A 20,743-nucleotide genomic window follows, 5' to 3' on the forward strand; every position below is an offset into this window, starting at 1 on the left:
ACGAATTATTTTTTATAATAGGAATAAAAAATTAGTGAAAATTTGTGTAATTCGTGGCAGACTTTATAATATAATAGATGAATAAAACGAGATTAGAGGCTTTTAGCGATGGCGTTTTGGCAATTATAATTACCATAATGATTCTTGAAATTAAAGTTCCCGAGGGAAATAATTTCAGTGATTTATTACCTCTTTTTCCTAAGTTTATTAGTTATATTTTAAGTTTTATATATGTTGGTATTTACTGGAACAACCACCATTATTTGCTACACGGACTTTCCAAAGTCAATGGAAAAATTCTTTGGGCTAATTTGCATTTGCTTTTTTGGTTGTCCTTAATTCCCGTTTCAACAGGTTGGATGGGAGAACATTCTTTTTCTAAAGCAGCAATGGCTTTATACGGTTTGATTTTGTTGTTTTCTTCAGTCGCTTATTTTATTTTGCAAAAGATTATAATTAGTAGCGAAGGGAAAGATTCAATTTTAGCCAAAGCAATAGGGAAAGACCTTAAGGGGAATGCTTCGACTATTTTGTACATTGTTGGGATTGTTTGTTCTTTTTATAATGAATGGATCTCGGGAGCTTGTTATATTATCGTAGCATTGTTATGGTTGATTCCGGATAAAAGAATTGAGAAGTTTTTTATTTCTGCCGAAAAAACTATTGATTCATAGGATATTATAACTCCAGAATTTTTTTATTCATATAAAATATAATGAAATCAATATTTCAATCTCTTCAGATTTTACCTTCGGATGAATTAGACAAACTAGATGGTTTAATTACCAAAAAGAAATTAAAAAAAGGAGATTTTTTAATTCAGGAAAGCCAAATATCCAAGGAGATAGTTTTGATAAAATCGGGTGCTTTACGCTCTTTTTATATCAATAACGAAGGAGAAGAAATTACAAACTGCATTACATTCGAGAATGAGTTTATGGCAGCTTTTGCTAGTTTTATTACCCAAAAACCAACCGAAGAGAATATTCAAGCTTTGTTCGATACTGAACTTGAAGTAATAAGTCACGCCGATATTGAAAATCTTTATGAGAATAGTATACATTGGCAAAAAGTAGGACGAATAATAGCCGAAATGCAATATATAAACTTAGAACAACGCATTTTATCTTTTCAAAAATTGACAGGAAAAGAACGTTATGAAACCCTTTTTAAAAATCATCCTAACTATATTCAGTTGATTCCATTGCAATATCTGGCTTCATTTCTGGGAGTTACACCAAGACATTTAAGCCGAATTCGGAAAGCTATTTTATAGGACATTTGTCTAGTTGCCGTGAGATATTCCGTCATTATTTTTGCTAAAAACAATACATAATGATGAGAAAAAATATTTTAGTAATTGGAGGGACAGGATTAGTAGGTAAAGTTATTTTGCGCATTCTTCAAGGAAGAAATCCCAGCTATAACTTGTTTGTTGGAAGTCGCCAATTAGGAAAAGCAAACAATGATTTGGTAATTGATGTGACCAATCCTAAAACTTTTAATTGTATTACAGATAACAAAATAGATTTGATTGTTATGTGTACAAAGGATAGTAATAATGAAATTCTAAGGTTTGCTATACAAAACAAACTCGATTATATTGATATTACAAAGCCTACTCCAGATTTAGCTGTCGCTTATGATCTGGCTAAAGCAAATAAACAAAACATAAATAGTCATATTGTTTTTAGCTCCGGTTGGATGGGCGGAATTGTTGGTAGTTTGGTAGATTTTGTAGAACCAGATAAACGCAAAATTCAGGAAACAAATCTTTATATCTATTATTCTATAAAAGATTTGGCAGGAAAAAGTTCAGCTAATTTTTTGGCAGAGAATGTGTGTAAACCATTTGTAGTTTATAAAAATAATGCACCCAAAGAAGTCAAGCATTTTTTAGATTCCGAAAAATTTAATTTTGAGTTCGGAATAGGGAAACGTCAAGCTTATAACCTTGATGTTCCGGACTTATTTATTTTGAATCAGATAGAGAAAATACCAACAGTTTCGGTTAAGATGACCTATAATTCAAAGTTTGTTACTAGTTTAATGGGGTATTTTCAATCGCTTAAGATTTTTAATATTATGTTTTTAAAAGAAAGACAGTTATTGTTTGGTTCTAGTGGAAACGGAGATCAAACCGTTTTTGAAGTTATTGTTAAAACTCAGAATAAAACAAAAAGAGTTAGTTTGCAAAGTGTAAAAGGTCAAGCCGAATTAACAGCATTTTCTACCGTTTTGCATATCGAAAAAATGTTGAGCGAGACCTTATCAAACGGAATTTATTTCAGCCACCAAATGCATTCTTCGCAAGAAATTTACAAAGCATTAAATAGTTACAATACAATTAATCTCAAAATAAGCTAATTGAACATGAAAAATATTCTAATTATAAACGGACATCCTAATGCAGCGAGTTTTAATTTTGCCTTAGCAGAAGCCTATAAAAAAGGTGCTTTACAATCAGGTGCCAAAGTAGAAACGATTACAATTGCCGATTTAAAGTTTAGTCCCAATTTGCAATTTGGTTACCAAAAAAGAACCGAATTAGAACCGGATTTATTAGAGTCTTGGGATAAAATAAAAAAAGCAGATCATTTGGTTTGGATACATCCTGTTTGGTGGGGTGGCTTACCTGCGATTACCAAAGGATTTATAGATCGTCTTTTTCTGCCGGGAATGGCTTTTCAATACCGTGAAAACTCTGTTTGGTGGGATAAACTTTTAAAAGGAAAAACGGCACATATTATTACAACGCTCGATCAGCCGGGTTGGTATTACAGATTGTTTTTTGGAAGACCAAGCGTGAATCAATTGCGAAAATCAACATTAAAATTTTGCGGAATCACTCCAGTTAAGGTTAGTTACATAGGGGTTATAAAAACATCGGATAGCATCCAAAAAGGAAAATGGCTGACAAAAGTTTATAATTTCGGACTAAAGAATAAGTAGTTTTTTTTAGCCATAGATTTAAAGAATTAAAAGGATTTAAAGCTTTGCGGTCTTTGCGTAAAACTTTGCGCACTTTGCGGTTAAATTTTCGCCACGAATTACGCTAATTATCACAAATTTATTTTTGGCTCATAAATTTTAAAACTTTGTAGACCTAACGCAAAACTTTTGCACCTCAGAATCTTAGATCCTTAAATTAAGCTTGAATATCTAATCCAAATGTTGTTCTTAAAAGTTCAATGTTTGGATTTATTTCTAATAAACGGTTGTAGCGATCCTGGTCGTTAAGACTTTTTCTTGCTTCCATGGTTTCATTTACATTTATCTCAATTGTAATATCATGATTGTGTAAATGACCTCTTAAATGTCCTAATATACCGTGAATTTCTCTTTCAAAGTCAAGTTTTGAACCTTCGTTTGGCAATTCGATGGAAATAGTGGTTCCGTTTAAAACCGGATCATTTATAAGTAATAAAGATTCCATTATTCTAAATCCTTTCTCACCCAAACGTTGTGCGTATTTATTCCATTGCAATAACATTTCGGTTTCAGAAAAATCTTCGGTCGGTAATTCAGATGTAGTAGGTCTTACGAAGGATTTACTGCTTTCTTCTAATGCTTTTTTGGCACGAATACTAGATAATGAAAATGCCGAAATAGGAGTTTTTCCACCACTAGGAACTACTGGATTGGTTACTGTTGGTGCTTTTTCTGGAGCTGCAACTTCTGTTTTTACAGGTTCAGGAGTTACTGGAATAGAAGTTACTTCTTTCTTTTCGACAGGAGTTTTAACTTCTGTGATAGAGAAAGTAGGATTTCTATAATAAGTAGGAGGAATTATATATTGGTCAGCTTTTTTTTTTCTCCATCAAAATTGATAGAGGCCAATTGCATTAAACTAAGTTCGACCAATAGACGTTGATTCTGACTTAATTTGTATTTTAAATCACAATCATTTGCGATTTCAATCCCTTTTAGTAAAAATTCCTGAGAAGTTTTTTGAGATTGTACTCCATACATTTGTTGTGCTTGTTCACCAACTTCAAGAAGTGATAAAGTTGCAGGAGTTTTGCTCACCAATAAATCTCTAAAATGCGATGCTAAACCGGCAATAAAATGATGTCCGTCAAAACCTTTGGCAAGAATATCATTGTAAGCCATTAATAATTCAGGGATTTTATTTTCAAGAATAAAATCGGTGATTGTAATATAGGTTTCGTAATCTAAAACGTTTAAGTTTTCGGTAACTGCCTGACGGGTTAAATTCGTGCCACAATAAGAAACAACTCTGTCAAAAATAGACAAAGCATCGCGCATCGCGCCATCCGCTTTTTGTGCAATAATGTGTAGTGCATCATCTTCAAAAACGACACCTTGACTTGTTGCAACTTCGGCTAGATGTTCTTTGGCATCTTTTACGGTAATTCTTTTGAAATCAAAAATCTGACAACGAGATAAAATCGTTGGAATGATTTTATGTTTCTCTGTTGTTGCTAATATAAAGATGGCATGTTTAGGCGGTTCTTCTAATGTCTTTAAAAAAGCATTAAAAGCTGCCGATGACAACATGTGCACCTCATCAATAATATATACTTTGTATTGCCCTGTTTGTGGCGGGATTCGAACCTGATCGATCAAGCTACGAATATCATCTACAGAGTTGTTTGAAGCAGCATCGAGTTCAAAAACGTTAAATGCAAAATCTTCGTTTGGATCATCATATCCCGGTTGGTTTATTTTTCGGGCAAGAATACGCGCACAAGTTGTCTTACCAACTCCACGTGGTCCTGTAAATAATAAAGCCGAAGCAAGATGATTACTCTCTATGGCATTAAGTAAAGTGTTGGTAATGGCTTTTTGTCCCACAACATCCTTAAATGTCTGCGGGCGATACTTACGAGCCGATACTACAAATTGTTCCATAGATTGTTTATTGGGTAGCAAAGATAAGATTTTTGTTTATTTTTTAAAGGGTAATTTGTTTATTTGGTGAATAAGTTTTTCTTTAGAATTATAATGATTAAAAATGAAAATAATACTATGTTGACAATCAAAGAAATGATAATATACCTGCTGTAACTTTCTATTTTTAGTTCTGTTTTTTCTTTTTCAGAAATTATATTTTGGGAAGATTTGTAGGTTCTTAATCTTTCTAATTGTTGAATCCAGTCTACAATGTTTTGATTTTTATCCTCTAAGAGATATACCTTTTGATATAAATCTCTAAGATCAATATCTTTTATTTCATAATATCTAGATGGTGGCGGAGTTGGATAAGCGCCTAATAATGATTCGAGTCCCATACTTGGCGAACACATACTGATGGTAATATTTGTGTTGTTTGTATAGTTTGCATAAACAATCCAAAGTTCTTTTTTTATTGGGAGGACGGAACAATTACTTGCTGTTGCGCTTCCACTAATAAAAGCTGAGTTGATTTCTCCTTTAAATAGCTCTAGAATTTTAAAAGTAAAATTCCCTGATATTGTGTCAGATTTTACTAATTCTCCATAAAAAACAATGTCGTAATTTTTTAATCCTTCAGCAACCATTATTTCTCTGTTGTGCGGTTCACACTTACAAGAATAAGAATAATTATAAAAGCAAAAGAATGCCAATAGTAAGAGGTGTTTTAATTTCATGGAGATGATTTTAATACAATAATAGTCTTTTTAATGATACTATAAGTTGGTATATACAGACTCCTAGCTAGCGTTGAATTACTCTATTCATAATAACAATAGTTCCTGATGAAACCCAAGCCCCTAGCCCTGATAGAAGCGGCATCCTTTTTCTGGCTTTTTTTTAGCCAGAAAAAGATACAGCGGAGAGCAGGAATAGCTCCTAAATAAAATTATCTTCCTTTGATGCTTAAATCACTTAAGATTTTTGCAGTTTCAGAATCGGAATTGGCTGCAAATCCAGCAACATAAACACCTTTTTTGCCCGATGTAGATTTTATTCCATAAACCACGGCTTCGTCGCCTGGATCTGAATCACCTTCGTATCGATACACATGTACGATTTCAAATTTTTCGGGATTTTTCTTTATTACATCTTCATTTAGATTAAAATCATAAGTAAATCCTTTTTCGTTTAATTGATCCAAAGCTTTGGATACAGTTGCGTAGTGATACATTCTAATCATGATAAATGAAATTTTGGTGGTTAACGTTTAAAGATAACTATTTTAAAATTAAGTGTTTGAAAAAGGAGTGTTAAAGTAAATTTTGTAATGGATAAAAGAGAGCAATAAAAACGCTAAATTTGCCCCGCAGACCGCCTTATCGTCGCTCACTTAGGTGAGGGGAGGAAAGTCCGGACACCACAGAGAAGCATAGCGGGTAACACCCGTCGGCGTTAGAAATAGCGTTAGGACAAGTGCAACAGAAAGTATGTACAGGTAATGCTGTAGTGAAAACAGGTAAACTCTATGCGGTGAAATATCAAGTATATCAGCATTTAAGAGCTTCTCGTTCGTTGCTGAAGGGTAGATAGCTTGAACTTATGAGTAATTGTAAGTCTAGATAAATGATAAGGTATTGTTAGTAATAACAAGAACAGAATCCGGCTTATAGGTCTGCATTTTTTTTATATTTGTGAGAGTATCAAATTTATTTTCATAAAATAATCTTCTCAAGTTATTTCTGAAAAAACCAAAATAAGAATTAATTTCTTATTACTTATGGATATAAAACGGATGCGTAGATTGTAGCTATTTACTTTTTTTAATCTGTGTGAATCTTTTAATTCCGATAATTATCGGGAGTTGTAAAAAATACTAGAAATGAAAACAAGAATTGGAATTTTAGGTTTGGGTGGAGTAGGTGGTTATTTTGGTGGACTTTTGGCGAAAGCCTACGCCGAAAACGATGCTATAGATGTGGTTTTTATTGCACGTGGTAAAGCGATGGAAGTTATTGCTGAATCGGGTTTGAAAATAATTACAGATGAAGGTGAAACAACTGTTTTTCCGACTATGGTATCTAATAATCCTGATGTAATAGGGAAACTAGATTACCTTATTTGCGCTACTAAAACCTATGATATAGAAGAAAGTCTTGATGCCATAAAAAAATGTATTACCAAGAATACTGTTTTCCTTCCTTTATATAATGGCGTTGATGCTCCGGAACGCATTAGTACTATTTTTCCAGATAACGAAGTTTTGCAAGGTTGTGTGTATATCGTTTCGATGATTGCTGAGCCTGGTGTTATTAAAAAAATAGGTATTTACGAAAAGTTGTTTTTTGGTTCTGACAGTGCTTCGGTTTATAGAATGAAGGCATTACAAACCATTTTTGAGAATGCTAAAATCGAAAGTTATCTGGTAGATAATATTGAAGAAACGGTTTGGGAGAAGTTTGTTTTTATTTCGTCTTTGGCTTCGGCTACTTCTTACTTGAATCAGAATATTAGCGAAATCATGGAAAATGCTTCTAGCCGAAATTTATATGTTTCGCTGCTGAATGAAATTACTATGATTGCGGCTGTAAAAGGGCTGAATCTTCCTAATGATATTGTAATGCAAACGATATTAAAACTTGAGAAATCGCCTCGTGATGCAACTTCGTCTATGCACCGTGATTTATTGGCTGGAAGAAAAATTGAACTTTCGTCGCTTACAGAATTTGTAGTAAATGAAGGTTTGAAATATGAAATTGAAACCCCAACGTATCAGTTGATTTTGGGCAAATTAGCCAAAAATGAGAGTAATTAATGTTTATTGGTTGTAATTTTCAACACATAGAAGCATAGGTTTTATTCCCTTAGAATAGGCGTTTCACTTATTTAAAAAACACTAAGCTAAGCTAAGCTATGAGAAAGAATGTATTTCTTTTTGTCTCCTTTGCGACATGTAGAATCTATGTTTCTATGTGTTAATAAGTTTAAGATTGTGTGTTTTTAATCTATTATTTTAAATTCCAGTCCGATATTACGGATACTATCAATGCTAATTCGGGAATCATCTTTAAAGTATTTCCGAATTTTACTGATGTAAACATCCATGCTTCTGCCCGAAAAAAAGTCGTCATTTTTCCAAATCGATTTTAGGATTTGTTCTCTTTTTAACATTTGGTTTTTATGTGTGTAAAAGAAATGAATAAGGGCAGCTTCTTTCTCGGTAAGTTGTTGGTTTTTATTGTCTTTTCTTAAAGATAATCGTTTGGTATCGAATAAATAAGATCCAATTTGTAACTCATTGGTTTCGGAGAAAAGTGGTGTTTTTTGTTGGCTTCTTTTCAGGATATTATTTAGACGTAAGATAAGTTCTTCGGCTTCAAAGGGTTTTACAATATAATCGTCGGCTCCGAGTTTTAACCCAATTATTTTATCTTCTTTAAGTTTTCTTGCTGTGAGAAAAATGAATGGAACTTCGGGATTGATTTTTATGATTTTTTCGGCAAGTGTAAATCCGTCAATGATGGGCATCATGACATCGAACACGCAAATATCGAATGTTGTAGTTTGAAAAACGGCTAAGGCTTCCTGACCATTTTCGGCCCAAGTAACATCATAATCATATAATTCCAGATATTGTTTGAGTACGTTTGCAAAATCGGAATCATCTTCTGCCAAAAGTATTTTTTTCATTTTATTGATTGTAAGTATTGCGACTGAAAACTGAAACTGTGACTGAAACTAAAAACTTAACGGGATACTAATATAAAAATTAGCTCCTTTTCCTAAATCGCTTATTACGGCAATCGTACCTTGATGCGCTTTGATGATTTGGTTTACATAATAAAGTCCTAATCCTAATCCTTTAGAATTATGTAGATTGCCTTGCTCTACCCGATAGAATTTATCAAAAAGTAAAGAATGTTTGCTTTTAGAAATTCCAATCCCGTCATCCTGAATACTAAGATTAAATTGGTTTTGGTTTAATGTGGTTTTTATAATAATGGTATTCGAACCGTATTTTACTGCATTTTCAAGCACATTTAAGATGGCTGTTGTTAAATGAAACTTATCTAATACCAAAGTGGTTTCGTTTGTAGTAAAATGGGTTTCTATCTTAACCTTAGGATATGCAATTTTAAAATCTTCGATTATTGCATTCAGGAAAGACTCGGTAATAATCTTTTCTTTCTGCATTTCCATTTCATTTTCATCTAGTGAATTTGCTAGAACCTGGTCGATTAAACTCTGTAAACGGTTGTTTTGGCGAGAAATAGTATTAAGAATCGAGTTGAAATGAATTTCGTTGTTACGAATGTCTTTTCGCTCCAGTATTTTGGTAGAAATTGCCAGCGTTGTTAGCGGGGTTTTGAGTTCGTGGGTGATATTATTGATAAAATCGGTTTTAATATCACTTACTTTTTTCTGCTTTATCAGTGCTTTTATGGCAATTACAAAAAGTGTTATTAAGGTTAAAATCGATAATAAGGACAAGAACAAAATCATGCTCATTCTTTTTAATATTATCATTTCCCAATCGATAATCGATACGTACATAGAATCTTCGGTAAGCAAATTATAATCTTGCATTTGCGCTGTTCCGTTTGTTGTACCTACATAATTACGAACCAAAAAAGCGTTGTCTAACGAAGCCAGATTACCGTATAATTTATTTTTTATAAATGGTTTCTCGGAGAAAATTGTATCTGCTTTTTTAGAACTATTATAGATGATAAACTTGTTGAGTACAATGGCAAAATCTATAGAAAAATTTGGAATTTCTCTATTAAACTTCTGTTGCAATTTTTGGGTTAGTTCACTACGAAATTCGTTTTGAAGCAAAGCAGTTTTAATATCCGATTTTGTTTTCTTGTCGTGTATATAGTTCTCGGCTAATTGCTTGTACAGATGTTCTTTTTTATTGACAATTGTCGAATCGATATCGCTATAATCGTTTGTAATAAAAGCTATTTCATTCTTAATTTCCGAATGAAATTGTGCCACTTTATAGTCGTAAGTTGTTTTTACCAAATAGCATTGCACTACAGATAAAACAACCAATGCGATAGCTGATAAAGAGATTAATAAGTTGATTCTGTGTTTCATTTCATCCCGTAAATACATTCCAAAAATAAAGCTTTTATCTTTTAATTGATGCATTAACCCTGCATTAACCTACGATTAACTTTCGGCAGTGTTTTTTAGAACCATTTTTGCAATCGAATTATATAGAAAAATAAAATTATGAGAAAACAATTATCAATGCTGATTCTATTTGGAATTACATTTTGTTATGGGCAAAAAATGGAAAAAGTAACGGTTGATTATTTAGATACCAATGATATATATGTCAATGACGAAGAATCTCAATCATTGCATTATTATAAAATGGTTCCAAAAACGGATATTATTGGGGCATTGGTAATTTTGCCTTCTGGAGGAGAATCGACAGAAGATTTATTAAAACAAATAACACTACATGAGTTGGCTGTTAAGAAAGGAATCTTGGTAATTATTCCTTCTATAAATTGGAGTACGGATAGCAAAGAGGCTGAGTTTTCTTTTTTGGACAAGATTTTTAATGAAATTGTAATAAAACATAAGGTTTCTAAGGAGAATTTTATTCTGGGAGGTTTATCTAATGGAGGGATTATTTCTTTGACTTATGCTGAAAATGCAGTTAAGAATCCAAACAAATTATTTTTAGTTCCTAAAGGGATTTTTGCTTTGGATGCTCCACTGGATCAAACTCGTTTTTATAAATATTGCGAAAGAGAAATTAAAAGAAACTTTTCTGAGACGGGAGCAAACGAGGCAAAATGGATAAAGGATAATTGGGATAGTTTGTATGGTGGTTCGCCTGACCAATTTCCTGAAAAATATATCGAAGCTTCTATTTTTTCTTTCGGTGCAAAAGATGGAGGAAATGCAAAATACTTAAAAAACATGCCTGTGCGTATGTATACAGATCTAGATGTAAACTGGTTAATTAATGAACGCCACCGTGATTTGTATGATTGGAACGGAATTGACATTGTTGCCATGATAAGCCAATTGAAAGTTTTGGGGAATAACAATGCAAGTGTAATTATAAGTCAAGGAAAGGGCGTGCGATTAAACGGAAGTAAAAATCCGCATTCTTGGTCGATATTGAATACAGATGATTGCTTGAATTGGATTCTTAATTTACTTAAAAAATGATTAAAATAATAATAATTACCATTTGCCTTCTTGCTTCTGCATTTGGATATGCACAAAACGAAACACCAAGAGATAGTATTTCGAATGCATTAGAAGAAGTCGTTATTAGTACAAAAGCAAAAACTTTTGCGAACCAAAACGGAAATATTAAAATAGATGTTGCTAATTCGGTTTATAATTCGGTTCCTAATACGCTGGATTTATTATCTAAACTGCCAACTATTATTGTAAGCTCAGACAAAGAGAATATCTCGATTGTGGGCAAAGGAACTCCTCTTATTTATATGGATAACCAAAGAGTAGGAATGAATGATTTAAATATGCTATCGGTAGATGATATAAAGAATATTGAGATTATCCAGAATCCATCGGCTAGATATGAAGCCGAAGGGCGTGCAGTAATCTTGATTACAAGAAAGTTTAGCAAAAAAGATAGTTTTAAAATGGATATCTCTGAAGTGGCTTCTTTTAAGAAAAAATACAATAATTATCTCGGATTTAATTCTAGTTTCAAAAAGAATAAACTAGAATGGAAAGCCAATTTTAATTACAATCAATTACAGCCTTGGGAGAATCATAGTATAGATTATGAGATTGCTAATGCTAATATTGTTTCGGATTATGATGTAGAAGCTTATACAAAACGGAAGCAGTATATTTTTGAGGTGGATTGTTTTATAAAATAAATGAGGATGATTATTTCTCATTTAATATAAATAGTAAGTTGCAAAAAGACACTTTTGGTATTAATACAAGTACTTATAATAAAAAAGATAATATCGAAAATAACGTTTTAACTTTTAGTGATAATGATAGTAATAAGGATTTTGTAAATGCATTTTTAAATTATTCTAAGAAAATAAAAGCTATCGATACGCAGGTGTTTACTGGTTTGCAATATTCTAATTTTGATCAGGGATTATGGAGCCAAGTCGAAAATAATTTTAATGATACGGAATTTGGATTGACACAAATTAGAGATCAAAAGTTTAAAGTTGGTGTTTTTTTAGGAAGAATAGATATCGAGAAAAAGTTTAAAAATGAAATGAAACTAGAAGTCGGAGGATTGTATTCTTCGGCCGATTCAAAATCAGATTTTGATATATTTTATTATGAAACCAATAAAAACATATTGAGCTATTATGATTTTAAAGAACAAAATTTAGCAGGATATAGTCAGTTATCAGGTAAGATTAAGAAAGTTGATTTCTCGGTTGGGATAAGAGTTGAAAACACAGATGTAAACGGAAAATTTAAAACAGATTTATTGCCTTTGATTGATAAGAATTACACTAATTTTTTCCCGAAAGCACAACTTGCATTCCCGATAGATAGTTCAAAAAGTATTAGTGTAAATTATGCCAAAAGTATTTCGAGGCCTAATTATTCTTCTTTAAGTCAGGGAACAACGTATATAAATCCTTATTTTTTATATGGCAGAAATATAAATTTAGATCCCACAATTATCGATGAAATCTCTTCTGCTTTTCAGTATCATGACAAATCAGTTAAACTAAGTTACTATCAAAACAGAAATCCCGTTTATAATAGTTTTATATATGATGATGGGCAAAATATCATGACGTTCAAAGATGTGAATTTTGATAAGGAAACAGGATTTAATCTGGATTTCACCATGCCTTTTAGTTATAGATTTTGGACAACAACAAATTCATTGGTTTTTATTTTAGAAAAAATTGAAGATAAGTCGGCTTTGTTTTTAGCTTCAAAACCCTATTTATATTATTATTCAAATAATGAATTTAAACTTCCCAAAGGATTTACCCTTACGGTTTCTGGTTGGGGATTGACTAAACAAAATAAAGGTGTTTTTGAACGAAACGAAAGATTTGTTGTAGATATGGCGGTTTCTAAAACTTTTTTCAAAAATTGGGATTGTACTTTAACTTGTAACAATGTTTTTAATAACAATATCCAAGAAGAACAGTTTACGATTAATAATGTGAGTTCAAAGGCAAGATATCAAGTTGATTGGCATGAAATTTCGATTGCTGTAAAATACTCGTTTGGAAAAATAAAAGATTCACAGTTTAAGGAAAAAAGTGTAGATGATTCTGGTAGGATTCGATAAATAATGCAGAATGAATTTTTACAAATAGAATTAAATGAATTATGTTTGGCAAAAATAACCAACCGATGCAATTATCAGTCCTTAAGAATGTAAAGCAAATAATCTTTACTCTCTTTCTTTTTATTATTACAGTTTTAAAAGGCAATGCTCAAATACGTCCTTTTATAGGTGGGGCAGTTTACTTACATAGTGATTTTGAAAAATCAAGTTTTGGAAGTTTTTCATTAGGTTCAGAATTTAAGATAATTAAATTTTTAAGACCCGAAATAGAAATAAGTTATATGTTTGGAACCCCCGAAGATGCTGTGAGTTTAGATGATAAAGGACTTACAATAAGTACATCTACAAAGTTTGTTTCGGCTATAAATTATAGCTTTTGTCCAAAAATAGTGATAGGAGATTATGAGGAGGATTCCGGTTATATACAAATACTTCCTAAATATTCATTTTCTAGAATTGAAGCTAGAAGAGACTTAGCATCAAGGAATCCTGCTGATCTCACAAATCCGATTATAGTAAGGCAGAATGCGTCGGATACACAGCATTCTTTAGGAATTGGGGTTGGTTATATGCTCAATTTTTCAGGAGATTATTCGAATTCTTTAGCATTTAATTTGTACTACAATGGAATTAATCTGGGAAAAGCCCTTAATGAATTAAAGTCGAATCCAAATAGCTCTAATTATAGTACTCAGGATGTTTTAGGATTTGGAATTAATTTTTATTTGGGTTTAAAGAAGAAGAAAGTTTAGAATTGTTGTAAATACAAAACCCCTTGAAAATCAAGGGGTTTTGTATTGTGGTAATTTAGTTGTAAATTAACCTTCGTCTTCTTCGGTGTTTTTTGTTGCTGCTTTAAGGCTTATTTCTTCCTCATCTTCTGTCGAATCAAATTCGAAGAAACTAAAGAATGAACCACCATAACTTTTCTGGAAAGAGAAATTACTCAAATGCTCTAGTTTAGTGTATTTAGAATGTTCGATAATCATCATTCCGTCTTCTTGCAAAAGTTCTCTTTCAAAAACTAGCATTATAATTTTTTCAAATGTAGCCTGATCTAAAGCATATGGAGGATCGGCAAAAATAATATCGTATGATGTTTTACTACTTTCTAAAAATTTAAAGACATCGCTTTTTGTTGCTGCAATATTAAAGTCATATTCGGCCGCAACTTGCTTGATGAATTTTACACAACCAAAATCACCATCTACAGATGTAATTGGGGTGCAACCACGAGAGGCAAATTCATAACTGATGTTTCCCGTTCCCGCAAATAAATCTAAAACCTTTAAGCCTTCAAAACTAAAATGGTTGTTCAAAACATTAAATAATGCTTCTTTAGACATGTCAGTTGTAGGTCTTACTGGAAGGTTTTTTGGTGGAAAAATGCGTCTTCCTTTGTATTTTCCTGAAATGATTCTCATGATTGAAAAAGTATAAAATGTTGTTGATTTTGAGCCGTCGAAAAAGAATTATTTCTTTTTAAATTAGATACGTCAAACAAGGATACATTTCGGATATACTTATAAGCGATTGCAAAAAAATCGTCTTTTTCAGAAATCGTTCCTAACAATTCAAGTTTAAAACTCTCGGGGTTCATATTAAGTTGTTCTGCTGTAAATAGCAAATAATAAATAAAATCCTCTGGAGTTTGATATTCAAAAGAATTAAATAATAATAGTTTTTGGTTTTGTACGACAATGATTTCAAAATGTCCTAAATTAAAATTGACAACCATTGTTTTATCGTCATTGTTTTTGGATCCATCCAAAAGCTTTTCGACAAGAATACTATTGGCATGTTTGTATTCGAATGTACCAAATTGATCAATAAAAAAGTTATTGATATTTACATACGGAATGTAAACTGCATTCATCTGATAATTTGAAATTTGATCGAAAGCAAAAAAATCAGTTTCAAAAACCTTAGTATTGTATTGTAAATAGCTGCCTAGAAAGTTTTCGTCAAAAAGGGCAGTAGGAACAAATGTTGACAAATTGTTGTTATGAATAACCGTTATTTCATCATAAGAATCTTTAAGTTCCAGATGTTTGCTAAAAGCATCGGCAAATAAATCTTCAATTTTTGCAGTTTTATGAAACGTGTCAAAAGTAACCTCGTTTAATGATAAAACAGTATTGTTTAATGTGTCAAAGCAACAAAACGAAAGCCCAGCCAGCGAAACCTGGATGGAAAGCTTTTTATACTTTTTTGATGTTATATTTGTATTCTGTGATTGCATAAATGGATTTAGAATTCAATTCTTGTTAAGAATCAAGATAGAATTATACGTGATGACAAACTTACAATTTTTTTTTATTCATTTGGGATTTTATGTGTTTGCCTCGCGTTTGATGCCTATATTTGATGATAATTTTACATTAATATAACCGTTATGAGTTCTTCCCTGTTTTATAGTCTTTTACAAAAAAAATTCCCCTTTTCTCCGACGTATAAACAGGATATTTTTTTTCAAAAGATTGCTATATTTTTAACCGACACAGCAAATGATACAATTTTTGTGCTAAAAGGATATGCAGGAACAGGAAAAACTACGGTAATTTCGACCATTGTAAATAATTTAGCCGACATTGATAAGAAATATGTTTTGCTTGCGCCAACAGGTCGTGCTGCCAAAGTAATTGCCAATTATTCGAGTAAACCAGCTTTTACAATTCATAAAAAAATATATTTCCCTAAGAAATCTTCTGGTGGTGGCGTTTCGTTTACCATTCAGCCAAACAAACATAAAAACACGATTTTTATAGTCGATGAGGCTTCGATGATTTCCGATAGTAATTCGGATTCTAAACTATATGAAAACGGTTCTTTATTAGATGATTTGATTTCTTATGTATATTCGGGAACCAATTGTAAAATGATCTTATTGGGAGATACAGCCCAGTTGCCTCCAGTAAATTTAGATATTAGTCCTGCGCTAGATATTCATACATTAAGTGTAAATTATAATAAAGAAGTTGAACATATAGAACTTGACGAAGTTATGCGTCAGGAAGAAAACTCTGGAATTTTATTTAATGCTACGGAATTACGTGAATTACTAAAAGAAAGTTTTATTACCGAATTTAGGTTTGATGTAAAGAAATTTAAAGATATTGTGCGATTAACAGATGGTTACGATATTCAGGATGCTATAAACTCTGCTTACAGCAATTATAGTATTGAAGATACGGCGTTTATTGTGCGTTCTAATAAACGAGCCAATCAATATAACGAACAAATTCGAACTAAGATTTTATTTAAAGAAAGCGATCTTTCTACAGGCGATTTCCTGATGGTAGTTAAGAATAATTATTTCTGGCTAAAAGATTCTGATGAAGCTGGTTTTATTGCCAATGGTGATATTATCGAGATTCTGGAGATTTTCAATATTCAGGAATTATACGGTTTTAAATTTGCGAAAGTAAAAATTCGAATGGTCGATTATCCAAACCAGAAGCCTTTTGAAACGGTTTTGTTATTAGATACTATAAAGAGCGAATCACCATCGTTAAGTTTCGAAGAATCGAATAGATTGTATGAAGAGGTTATGAAAGATTATGAGGGTGAAACGACTAAATACAAGAAATTCCAAAAGGTTAAGGACAATGAATATTTCAATGGATTACAAGTAAAATTCTCTTATGCGATAACGTGTCATAAATCGCAAGGAGGGCAGTGGGATACAGTATTTATTGAGCAACCTTACTTGCCAAACGGTATCGATAGGGATTATATTCGATGGTTGTACACCGCTATGACAAGAGCAAAAAATAAATTATATTTGATAGGCTTTAAAGACGAGCATTTTGTAGAATGATTTTAAAGTTTTAAACACGAATTTGAATTGCCTCCTGCTTTAGCTGGAGGTCTTGAATTAATAAAGTAAATGGCTTTAGCCAAAATCTATTGTCATTTGGCTAAAGCCAATTTATATTTCGATTTTAGTACTCCAGCTTTAGCTGGAGTCAATTCAACAATGAGAATGAAATCCCTTGATTACTTAAAATAATTAGTGCTAATTCGTACAATTCGAGTTAGTTTTTTTGAACATTAATCTCACTTAGATTATGAATACACTAAACGATTTACATAAAATTTCGCAAGCTTTTTCGAATACTGATAAAATGCCTGTTTTGTTTCTTGGACATGGCAGTCCTATGAATGCGATTGAAGAAAATGAGTTTGTTGCAGAGTTTAGGAACTTAGCTAAGACATTGCCACAACCGAATGCTATTTTATGTATTTCGGCGCATTGGTACACCAAGGGAACAAAAGTTACGGCGATGGAAATGCCAAAAACAATTCATGATTTTGGAGGTTTTCCGCAAGCTTTATTTGATGTACAGTATCCAGCTAAAGGAAGTCCGGAATTAGCAATTGAAACCCAAAGAATACTAAGTCCTGTCGAAATAGAATTAGATGAAACCTGGGGCTTGGATCACGGTGCATGGAGTGTGATAAAACATTTATATCCAGAGGCAAATGTGCCAGTGATTCAGTTGAGTATTGATTATTCAAAACCGGGGCAATATCATTTTGAATTGGCTCAAAAATTACAATCCCTACGTCATAAAGGAGTTTTGATTGTTGGTAGTGGTAATATTGTTCATAATTTAAGATTAGTCGATTTTCATAATTACGACAGAGATAATTATGGGTACGATTGGGCAATAGAAGCTAGGCAAACGATTAATGATTATTTGTTGGACGGAAACTTCCAACCGCTTATTAATTACGAAAAAATGGACAGAGCCATTCAATTGGCGATTCCAACTCCGGATCATTATTTGCCATTGCTTTATACGTTGGGTTTAAAGGATAAATCTGAAGAGTTAACTTTGTTTAATGATAAATTATTGGCTGGGTCATTAAGTATGACTTCGGTTAAGATTATGTAACAGATATAGTGTACAGTTTCAGTTTCAGTTTTCTATAAAGTGTTTTCTTTGTGATTTCAGATTGTCTGCAAAGTAACGCGGATGATACGGATTTTTTCTATTGTTTTTTATTTTTACAAAGGTCACAAACCACAACAATTATTTTAAACACAAACTAATAAATCTTTGAACCTTTGTTTCTTAGTGTCTTAGAGCCTTAAAAAAACCGTATCATCCGCGTTTCTTCCTGCAGTAAGTTAAATAAGATTTTACAATCCTACAGCATAAAAATACCCATCGGCACTCCCGAAATAAACGGTATTGTTACTTATATACGGTGAAGAAACAATTGGACCAAGTTTGTAAAATTCATTCATAACTTTTTTATTTTCTTTATATTGAGATAAATCCGAATTATGAGATGCGTATGTAAAATCCAGTTTGTCATTTTTTAAAACTTTGGCGGCATGTTTTTTTCTGCCATCAGTACTTATTAAATTTGATATTTTACCTAACGAAAGCATATCGAGTGAGAAGAAATTGCCCGTGAAGTCTCCAAAATAGATTGTATTTCCAGAAATTGCAGGAGTTGAATATACGTATCCGCTTGTTCTGAAGCGATATAATTCTTTCCCTGTTTTTGAGTCTAATGCAAGTAATGCATAGGTATCGGAAGTTCCTACATATACAATATTGTTTACTACTACTGCTGAACTTAGAATCCATGAATTCTCGGCATCATATTTCCAAGCTAGTTTTCCTGTTTCAGAATCTAAAGCAAAAAAATGAGGATCTCTTGCGCCAAAATAAACCATTCCATTGGCAACTGCTACAGAAGATTGAATTCCTTTGAATCCTATTTTGGCTTCGGTTACAAATCTCCATTTTTCTTTTCCGGTTTTGCAATCTATAGCATACAGTTTGGCGTCCCAACTACCAATGTATAAAGTGTTTTTATCAATAACAGGTGTGCTGTGTATTGGTCCATCGGTTTTGAATTTCCAGTTTAGACTTCCTTTTTTTACGTCTACTGAATATATATTTCCATCGCTGCTCCCAAATAATACCGAAGCCGCTTTACCATCCTTATAAACTACAGGCGATGAGAGATAAAAATCCCATAAATCGTCCATTAGCATATCATTTGGTTTCATGCCCCACATACCAATTTCTCCATACCAATGTTCACCTCCAGTTTCGAATTTCCAAATCTGTTTTCCCGTTGTTGTGTTTACAGCATAATAATACCCATCAAAACTGCCAAAATAAATAATGTTTCCGTAAATACTTGGAGAACTATGGATTGCGCCATTTGCTTTGAACTTCCATTTTTCTTTTCCGTTTTTTTCTTCAATTGCATAGAGAAATCCATCCTCGCTGCCAATAAATACAACTCCATTTTTTGCTATTGGAGAAGAGAATATTTTACCATTGGTTTTAAATTTCCATTTTATGTCTCCCAATTGTTGGTATCCTTTCCCCGGGAATATACGATCTGAAAATGAATTTATAATTGTATCTCCATTTTTTTGTGCTGATGTATTATTTATAACTAAAAAGAAATAGAGTGGGAGAAGTGCTAAGTATCTTTTCATGTTTTTTCGTATAAAAATAAATATTTTATAAGACATTAAAGTCTAATTATTTAAGAAATATGTTATAAATAATTTTTTAAAACATGATTGCGAATAGGTATATTTGTTTTTTAGAATTCATCATTAATACTATCAAAAATGAAAATAATAGCAGTCATTCCAGCGCGTTACGCTTCTACAAGATTTCCGGCGAAATTAATGCAGGATTTAGGGGGGAAAACAGTAATCTTAAGAACATATCAAGCTGCAATAGAAACAAATTTATTTGATGATGTATTTGTTGTAACAGATTCGGATGTTATATTCGGGGAGATTGTTTCGAATGGAGGAAAAGCCATTATGAGCATCAAAGAACATGAATCGGGAAGTGATAGGATTGCCGAAGCTATTCAGGATTTAGAAGTTGATATTGTTGTAAATGTACAGGGAGATGAACCTTTTATCGATGCTGAACCTTTGGCAAAAGTGATTGAAATTTTCAGAAACGACTCAGATAAAAAAGTGGATTTAGCTTCTTTAATGCGTGAGATTAAAGATGAAACTGAAATTAATAACCCCAATAATGTAAAAGTTGTAGTGGATCAAAGCGGATTTGCTTTGTATTTTTCACGTTCGGTAATCCCGTATCCTAGAGATAAAGATGTTGGAGTACGTTATTTCCAGCATATAGGGATTTATGCTTTTAGGAAACAAGCTTTATTAGATTTTTATAGCTTACCAATGAAATCGCTTGAGGCTTCGGAGAAGTTGGAACAATTACGTTATTTGGAGTTTGGGAAACGTATTAAAATGATTGAAACGACTCATGTAGGGATCGGAATTGATACGCCAGAGGACTTGGAGAAAGCAAGGATGTTGCTGTCTAAATAAAGTAACTGTATAAAGAAGATTTTTAATTATTGTCGATTCGGTAAACGGGGCTTCGACTCCGCTCAGCCTGACAATATAGTGTATATCCTCAATATTGTTGTTGCTAAACTTGTCTTTCTGAGGTACGAAGAATCTCCGTAAGTGATAAAATAAAGAAGCTCTACAATCTGTCAGGCGGAGTCAAAGCCCCGTGCGACCTTGCTCAACTTGACAAACTCTAACGAAAATGCAAATCCTAGCCCTGATGGGAA

Annotated in this window: 22 protein-coding genes and 1 other RNA gene; 14 read left to right on the top strand and 9 right to left on the bottom strand. The window is 32.4% G+C overall.

What is annotated here, in order from left to right; genetic code table 11:
* The first annotated feature begins 77 nt into the window (after positions 1 to 77).
* The 4 genes from OIU83_RS14715 to OIU83_RS14730 are packed head-to-tail and all read left to right on the top strand — an operon-like array spanning position 78 to position 2,952.
* Complete coding sequence (locus OIU83_RS14715) at positions 78 to 674, top strand: TMEM175 family protein (RefSeq protein ID WP_264207024.1); 597 nt, start codon at positions 78 to 80, stop codon at positions 672 to 674.
* A 41-nt stretch (positions 675 to 715) separates the two neighbouring features.
* The gene (locus OIU83_RS14720; RefSeq protein ID WP_264207025.1) at positions 716 to 1,276 is read left to right on the top strand and encodes a Crp/Fnr family transcriptional regulator; all 561 of its coding nucleotides are present in this window, start codon (positions 716 to 718) and stop codon (positions 1,274 to 1,276) included.
* Between the two features lie 59 nt (positions 1,277 to 1,335).
* Positions 1,336 to 2,367, top strand: a complete 1,032-nt coding sequence (locus OIU83_RS14725; protein WP_264207026.1) for a saccharopine dehydrogenase family protein — start codon at positions 1,336 to 1,338, stop codon at positions 2,365 to 2,367.
* A gap of 6 nt (positions 2,368 to 2,373) precedes the next feature.
* Complete coding sequence (locus tag OIU83_RS14730; RefSeq protein ID WP_264207027.1) at positions 2,374 to 2,952, top strand: NAD(P)H-dependent oxidoreductase; 579 nt, start codon at positions 2,374 to 2,376, stop codon at positions 2,950 to 2,952.
* A gap of 196 nt (positions 2,953 to 3,148) precedes the next feature.
* On the opposite strand, the gene OIU83_RS14735 is transcribed toward OIU83_RS14730, so the two are convergent.
* Entirely contained in the window at positions 3,149 to 3,493 is a 345-nt protein-coding gene (locus OIU83_RS14735) for a DNA polymerase III (protein WP_264207028.1), read from the bottom strand.
* An 82-nt stretch (positions 3,494 to 3,575) separates the two neighbouring features.
* Here OIU83_RS14735 and OIU83_RS14740 point away from each other — a divergent pair, with 82 nt between their 5' ends.
* Entirely contained in the window at positions 3,576 to 3,776 is a 201-nt protein-coding gene (locus tag OIU83_RS14740) for a hypothetical protein (protein WP_264207029.1), read from the top strand.
* A 13-nt stretch (positions 3,777 to 3,789) separates the two neighbouring features.
* Here OIU83_RS14740 and dnaX read toward each other — a convergent pair whose 3' ends face one another.
* The 3 genes from dnaX to OIU83_RS14755 form a co-directional block, all read right to left on the bottom strand.
* The gene (gene dnaX, locus OIU83_RS14745) at positions 3,790 to 4,875 is read right to left on the bottom strand and encodes a DNA polymerase III subunit gamma/tau (protein WP_264207030.1); all 1,086 of its coding nucleotides are present in this window, start codon (positions 4,873 to 4,875) and stop codon (positions 3,790 to 3,792) included.
* 59 nt (positions 4,876 to 4,934) lie between these two features.
* Positions 4,935 to 5,594 (bottom strand): hypothetical protein, encoded by a 660-nt coding sequence (locus OIU83_RS14750; protein ID WP_264207031.1) that lies wholly within the window; start codon positions 5,592 to 5,594, stop codon positions 4,935 to 4,937.
* 212 nt (positions 5,595 to 5,806) lie between these two features.
* Entirely contained in the window at positions 5,807 to 6,100 is a 294-nt protein-coding gene (locus OIU83_RS14755; protein ID WP_264207032.1) for an SH3 domain-containing protein, read from the bottom strand.
* A 123-nt stretch (positions 6,101 to 6,223) separates the two neighbouring features.
* Here OIU83_RS14755 and rnpB point away from each other — a divergent pair.
* Both rnpB and OIU83_RS14765 read left to right on the top strand, forming a co-directional pair.
* Positions 6,224 to 6,543: RNase P RNA component class A (rnpB, locus tag OIU83_RS14760), an RNA gene on the top strand.
* Between the two features lie 196 nt (positions 6,544 to 6,739).
* A complete protein-coding gene (locus OIU83_RS14765) occupies positions 6,740 to 7,672 on the top strand; it encodes a ketopantoate reductase family protein (RefSeq protein ID WP_264207033.1) in 933 nt (310 codons plus the stop codon).
* Between the two features lie 185 nt (positions 7,673 to 7,857).
* On the opposite strand, the gene OIU83_RS14770 is transcribed toward OIU83_RS14765, so the two are convergent.
* Together OIU83_RS14770 and OIU83_RS14775 are read right to left on the bottom strand one after the other, a co-directional pair.
* Positions 7,858 to 8,547 (bottom strand): response regulator transcription factor, encoded by a 690-nt coding sequence (locus OIU83_RS14770; RefSeq protein ID WP_264207034.1) that lies wholly within the window; start codon positions 8,545 to 8,547, stop codon positions 7,858 to 7,860.
* Between the two features lie 48 nt (positions 8,548 to 8,595).
* Positions 8,596 to 10,014: a sensor histidine kinase gene (locus tag OIU83_RS14775; protein ID WP_264207035.1), complete on the bottom strand. Its 1,419-nt coding sequence runs from the start codon at positions 10,012 to 10,014 to the stop codon at positions 8,596 to 8,598.
* 84 nt (positions 10,015 to 10,098) lie between these two features.
* Here OIU83_RS14775 and OIU83_RS14780 point away from each other — a divergent pair, with 84 nt between their 5' ends.
* The 4 genes from OIU83_RS14780 (at position 10,099) to OIU83_RS14795 (ending at position 13,899) form a co-directional block, all read left to right on the top strand.
* Entirely contained in the window at positions 10,099 to 11,055 is a 957-nt protein-coding gene (locus OIU83_RS14780) for a hypothetical protein (RefSeq protein ID WP_264207036.1), read from the top strand.
* On the top strand, positions 11,052 to 11,741 hold the full coding sequence (locus OIU83_RS14785) for a TonB-dependent receptor (RefSeq protein WP_264207037.1): 690 nt from the start codon (positions 11,052 to 11,054) through the stop codon (positions 11,739 to 11,741). The genes OIU83_RS14780 and OIU83_RS14785 overlap by 4 nt, the downstream gene beginning before the upstream one ends.
* A 38-nt stretch (positions 11,742 to 11,779) precedes the next feature.
* Positions 11,780 to 13,147, top strand: a complete 1,368-nt coding sequence (locus tag OIU83_RS14790; RefSeq protein WP_264207038.1) for an outer membrane beta-barrel family protein — start codon at positions 11,780 to 11,782, stop codon at positions 13,145 to 13,147.
* A 65-nt stretch (positions 13,148 to 13,212) separates the two neighbouring features.
* On the top strand, positions 13,213 to 13,899 hold the full coding sequence (locus tag OIU83_RS14795; protein WP_264207039.1) for a hypothetical protein: 687 nt from the start codon (positions 13,213 to 13,215) through the stop codon (positions 13,897 to 13,899).
* A 66-nt stretch (positions 13,900 to 13,965) separates the two neighbouring features.
* On the opposite strand, the gene OIU83_RS14800 is transcribed toward OIU83_RS14795, so the two are convergent.
* Positions 13,966 to 14,571 (bottom strand): RsmD family RNA methyltransferase, encoded by a 606-nt coding sequence (locus OIU83_RS14800; protein ID WP_264207040.1) that lies wholly within the window; start codon positions 14,569 to 14,571, stop codon positions 13,966 to 13,968.
* Positions 14,568 to 15,389 (bottom strand): DUF3822 family protein, encoded by an 822-nt coding sequence (locus OIU83_RS14805; RefSeq protein WP_264207041.1) that lies wholly within the window; start codon positions 15,387 to 15,389, stop codon positions 14,568 to 14,570. Before OIU83_RS14805 ends, OIU83_RS14800 begins: the two co-directional genes overlap by 4 nt.
* Positions 15,390 to 15,542: 153 nt before the next feature.
* Here OIU83_RS14805 and OIU83_RS14810 point away from each other — a divergent pair, with 153 nt between their 5' ends.
* Together OIU83_RS14810 and ygiD are read left to right on the top strand one after the other, a co-directional pair.
* Positions 15,543 to 16,967 carry an ATP-dependent DNA helicase gene (locus OIU83_RS14810; protein ID WP_264207042.1) on the top strand — a complete coding sequence of 475 codons (1,425 nt, stop codon included), beginning with the start codon at positions 15,543 to 15,545 and terminating at the stop codon, positions 16,965 to 16,967.
* 250 nt (positions 16,968 to 17,217) lie between these two features.
* Positions 17,218 to 18,048 carry a 4,5-DOPA-extradiol-dioxygenase gene (gene ygiD / locus OIU83_RS14815; protein WP_264207043.1) on the top strand — a complete coding sequence of 277 codons (831 nt, stop codon included), beginning with the start codon at positions 17,218 to 17,220 and terminating at the stop codon, positions 18,046 to 18,048.
* 248 nt (positions 18,049 to 18,296) lie between these two features.
* On the opposite strand, the gene OIU83_RS14820 is transcribed toward ygiD, so the two are convergent.
* Positions 18,297 to 19,622 carry a beta-alanine-activating enzyme beta-propeller domain-containing protein gene (locus OIU83_RS14820; RefSeq protein WP_264207044.1) on the bottom strand — a complete coding sequence of 442 codons (1,326 nt, stop codon included), beginning with the start codon at positions 19,620 to 19,622 and terminating at the stop codon, positions 18,297 to 18,299.
* 138 nt (positions 19,623 to 19,760) lie between these two features.
* Here OIU83_RS14820 and kdsB point away from each other — a divergent pair, with 138 nt between their 5' ends.
* Positions 19,761 to 20,492, top strand: coding sequence for a 3-deoxy-manno-octulosonate cytidylyltransferase (kdsB, locus tag OIU83_RS14825; protein WP_264207045.1), 732 nt, complete (start codon positions 19,761 to 19,763; stop codon positions 20,490 to 20,492).
* The last annotated feature ends 251 nt before the right edge of the window (positions 20,493 to 20,743 follow it).

The sequence above is a fragment of the Flavobacterium shii genome (assembly GCF_025847235.1).
Lineage (GTDB): Bacteria > Bacteroidota > Bacteroidia > Flavobacteriales > Flavobacteriaceae > Flavobacterium > Flavobacterium shii.

Excerpts from the sequence above, each read along its gene's own strand:
- OIU83_RS14715 (WP_264207024.1), top strand. The coding sequence starts at position 78 with ATGAATAAAACGAGATTAGAGGCTTTTAGCGATGGCGTTTTGGCAATT.
- OIU83_RS14720 (WP_264207025.1), top strand. The coding sequence starts at position 716 with ATGAAATCAATATTTCAATCTCTTCAGATTTTACCTTCGGATGAATTA.
- OIU83_RS14725 (WP_264207026.1), top strand. The coding sequence starts at position 1,336 with ATGATGAGAAAAAATATTTTAGTAATTGGAGGGACAGGATTAGTAGGT.
- OIU83_RS14730 (WP_264207027.1), top strand. The coding sequence starts at position 2,374 with ATGAAAAATATTCTAATTATAAACGGACATCCTAATGCAGCGAGTTTT.
- OIU83_RS14735 (WP_264207028.1), bottom strand. The coding sequence starts at position 3,493 with ATGTTATTGCAATGGAATAAATACGCACAACGTTTGGGTGAGAAAGGA.
- dnaX (WP_264207030.1), bottom strand. The coding sequence starts at position 4,875 with ATGGAACAATTTGTAGTATCGGCTCGTAAGTATCGCCCGCAGACATTT.
- OIU83_RS14750 (WP_264207031.1), bottom strand. The coding sequence starts at position 5,594 with ATGAAATTAAAACACCTCTTACTATTGGCATTCTTTTGCTTTTATAAT.
- OIU83_RS14755 (WP_264207032.1), bottom strand. The coding sequence starts at position 6,100 with ATGATTAGAATGTATCACTACGCAACTGTATCCAAAGCTTTGGATCAA.
- OIU83_RS14765 (WP_264207033.1), top strand. The coding sequence starts at position 6,740 with ATGAAAACAAGAATTGGAATTTTAGGTTTGGGTGGAGTAGGTGGTTAT.
- OIU83_RS14770 (WP_264207034.1), bottom strand. The coding sequence starts at position 8,547 with ATGAAAAAAATACTTTTGGCAGAAGATGATTCCGATTTTGCAAACGTA.
- OIU83_RS14775 (WP_264207035.1), bottom strand. The coding sequence starts at position 10,014 with ATGCATCAATTAAAAGATAAAAGCTTTATTTTTGGAATGTATTTACGG.
- OIU83_RS14780 (WP_264207036.1), top strand. The coding sequence starts at position 10,099 with ATGAGAAAACAATTATCAATGCTGATTCTATTTGGAATTACATTTTGT.
- OIU83_RS14785 (WP_264207037.1), top strand. The coding sequence starts at position 11,052 with ATGATTAAAATAATAATAATTACCATTTGCCTTCTTGCTTCTGCATTT.
- OIU83_RS14795 (WP_264207039.1), top strand. The coding sequence starts at position 13,213 with ATGCAATTATCAGTCCTTAAGAATGTAAAGCAAATAATCTTTACTCTC.
- OIU83_RS14800 (WP_264207040.1), bottom strand. The coding sequence starts at position 14,571 with ATGAGAATCATTTCAGGAAAATACAAAGGAAGACGCATTTTTCCACCA.
- OIU83_RS14805 (WP_264207041.1), bottom strand. The coding sequence starts at position 15,389 with ATGCAATCACAGAATACAAATATAACATCAAAAAAGTATAAAAAGCTT.
- OIU83_RS14810 (WP_264207042.1), top strand. The coding sequence starts at position 15,543 with ATGAGTTCTTCCCTGTTTTATAGTCTTTTACAAAAAAAATTCCCCTTT.
- ygiD (WP_264207043.1), top strand. The coding sequence starts at position 17,218 with ATGAATACACTAAACGATTTACATAAAATTTCGCAAGCTTTTTCGAAT.
- OIU83_RS14820 (WP_264207044.1), bottom strand. The coding sequence starts at position 19,622 with ATGAAAAGATACTTAGCACTTCTCCCACTCTATTTCTTTTTAGTTATA.
- kdsB (WP_264207045.1), top strand. The coding sequence starts at position 19,761 with ATGAAAATAATAGCAGTCATTCCAGCGCGTTACGCTTCTACAAGATTT.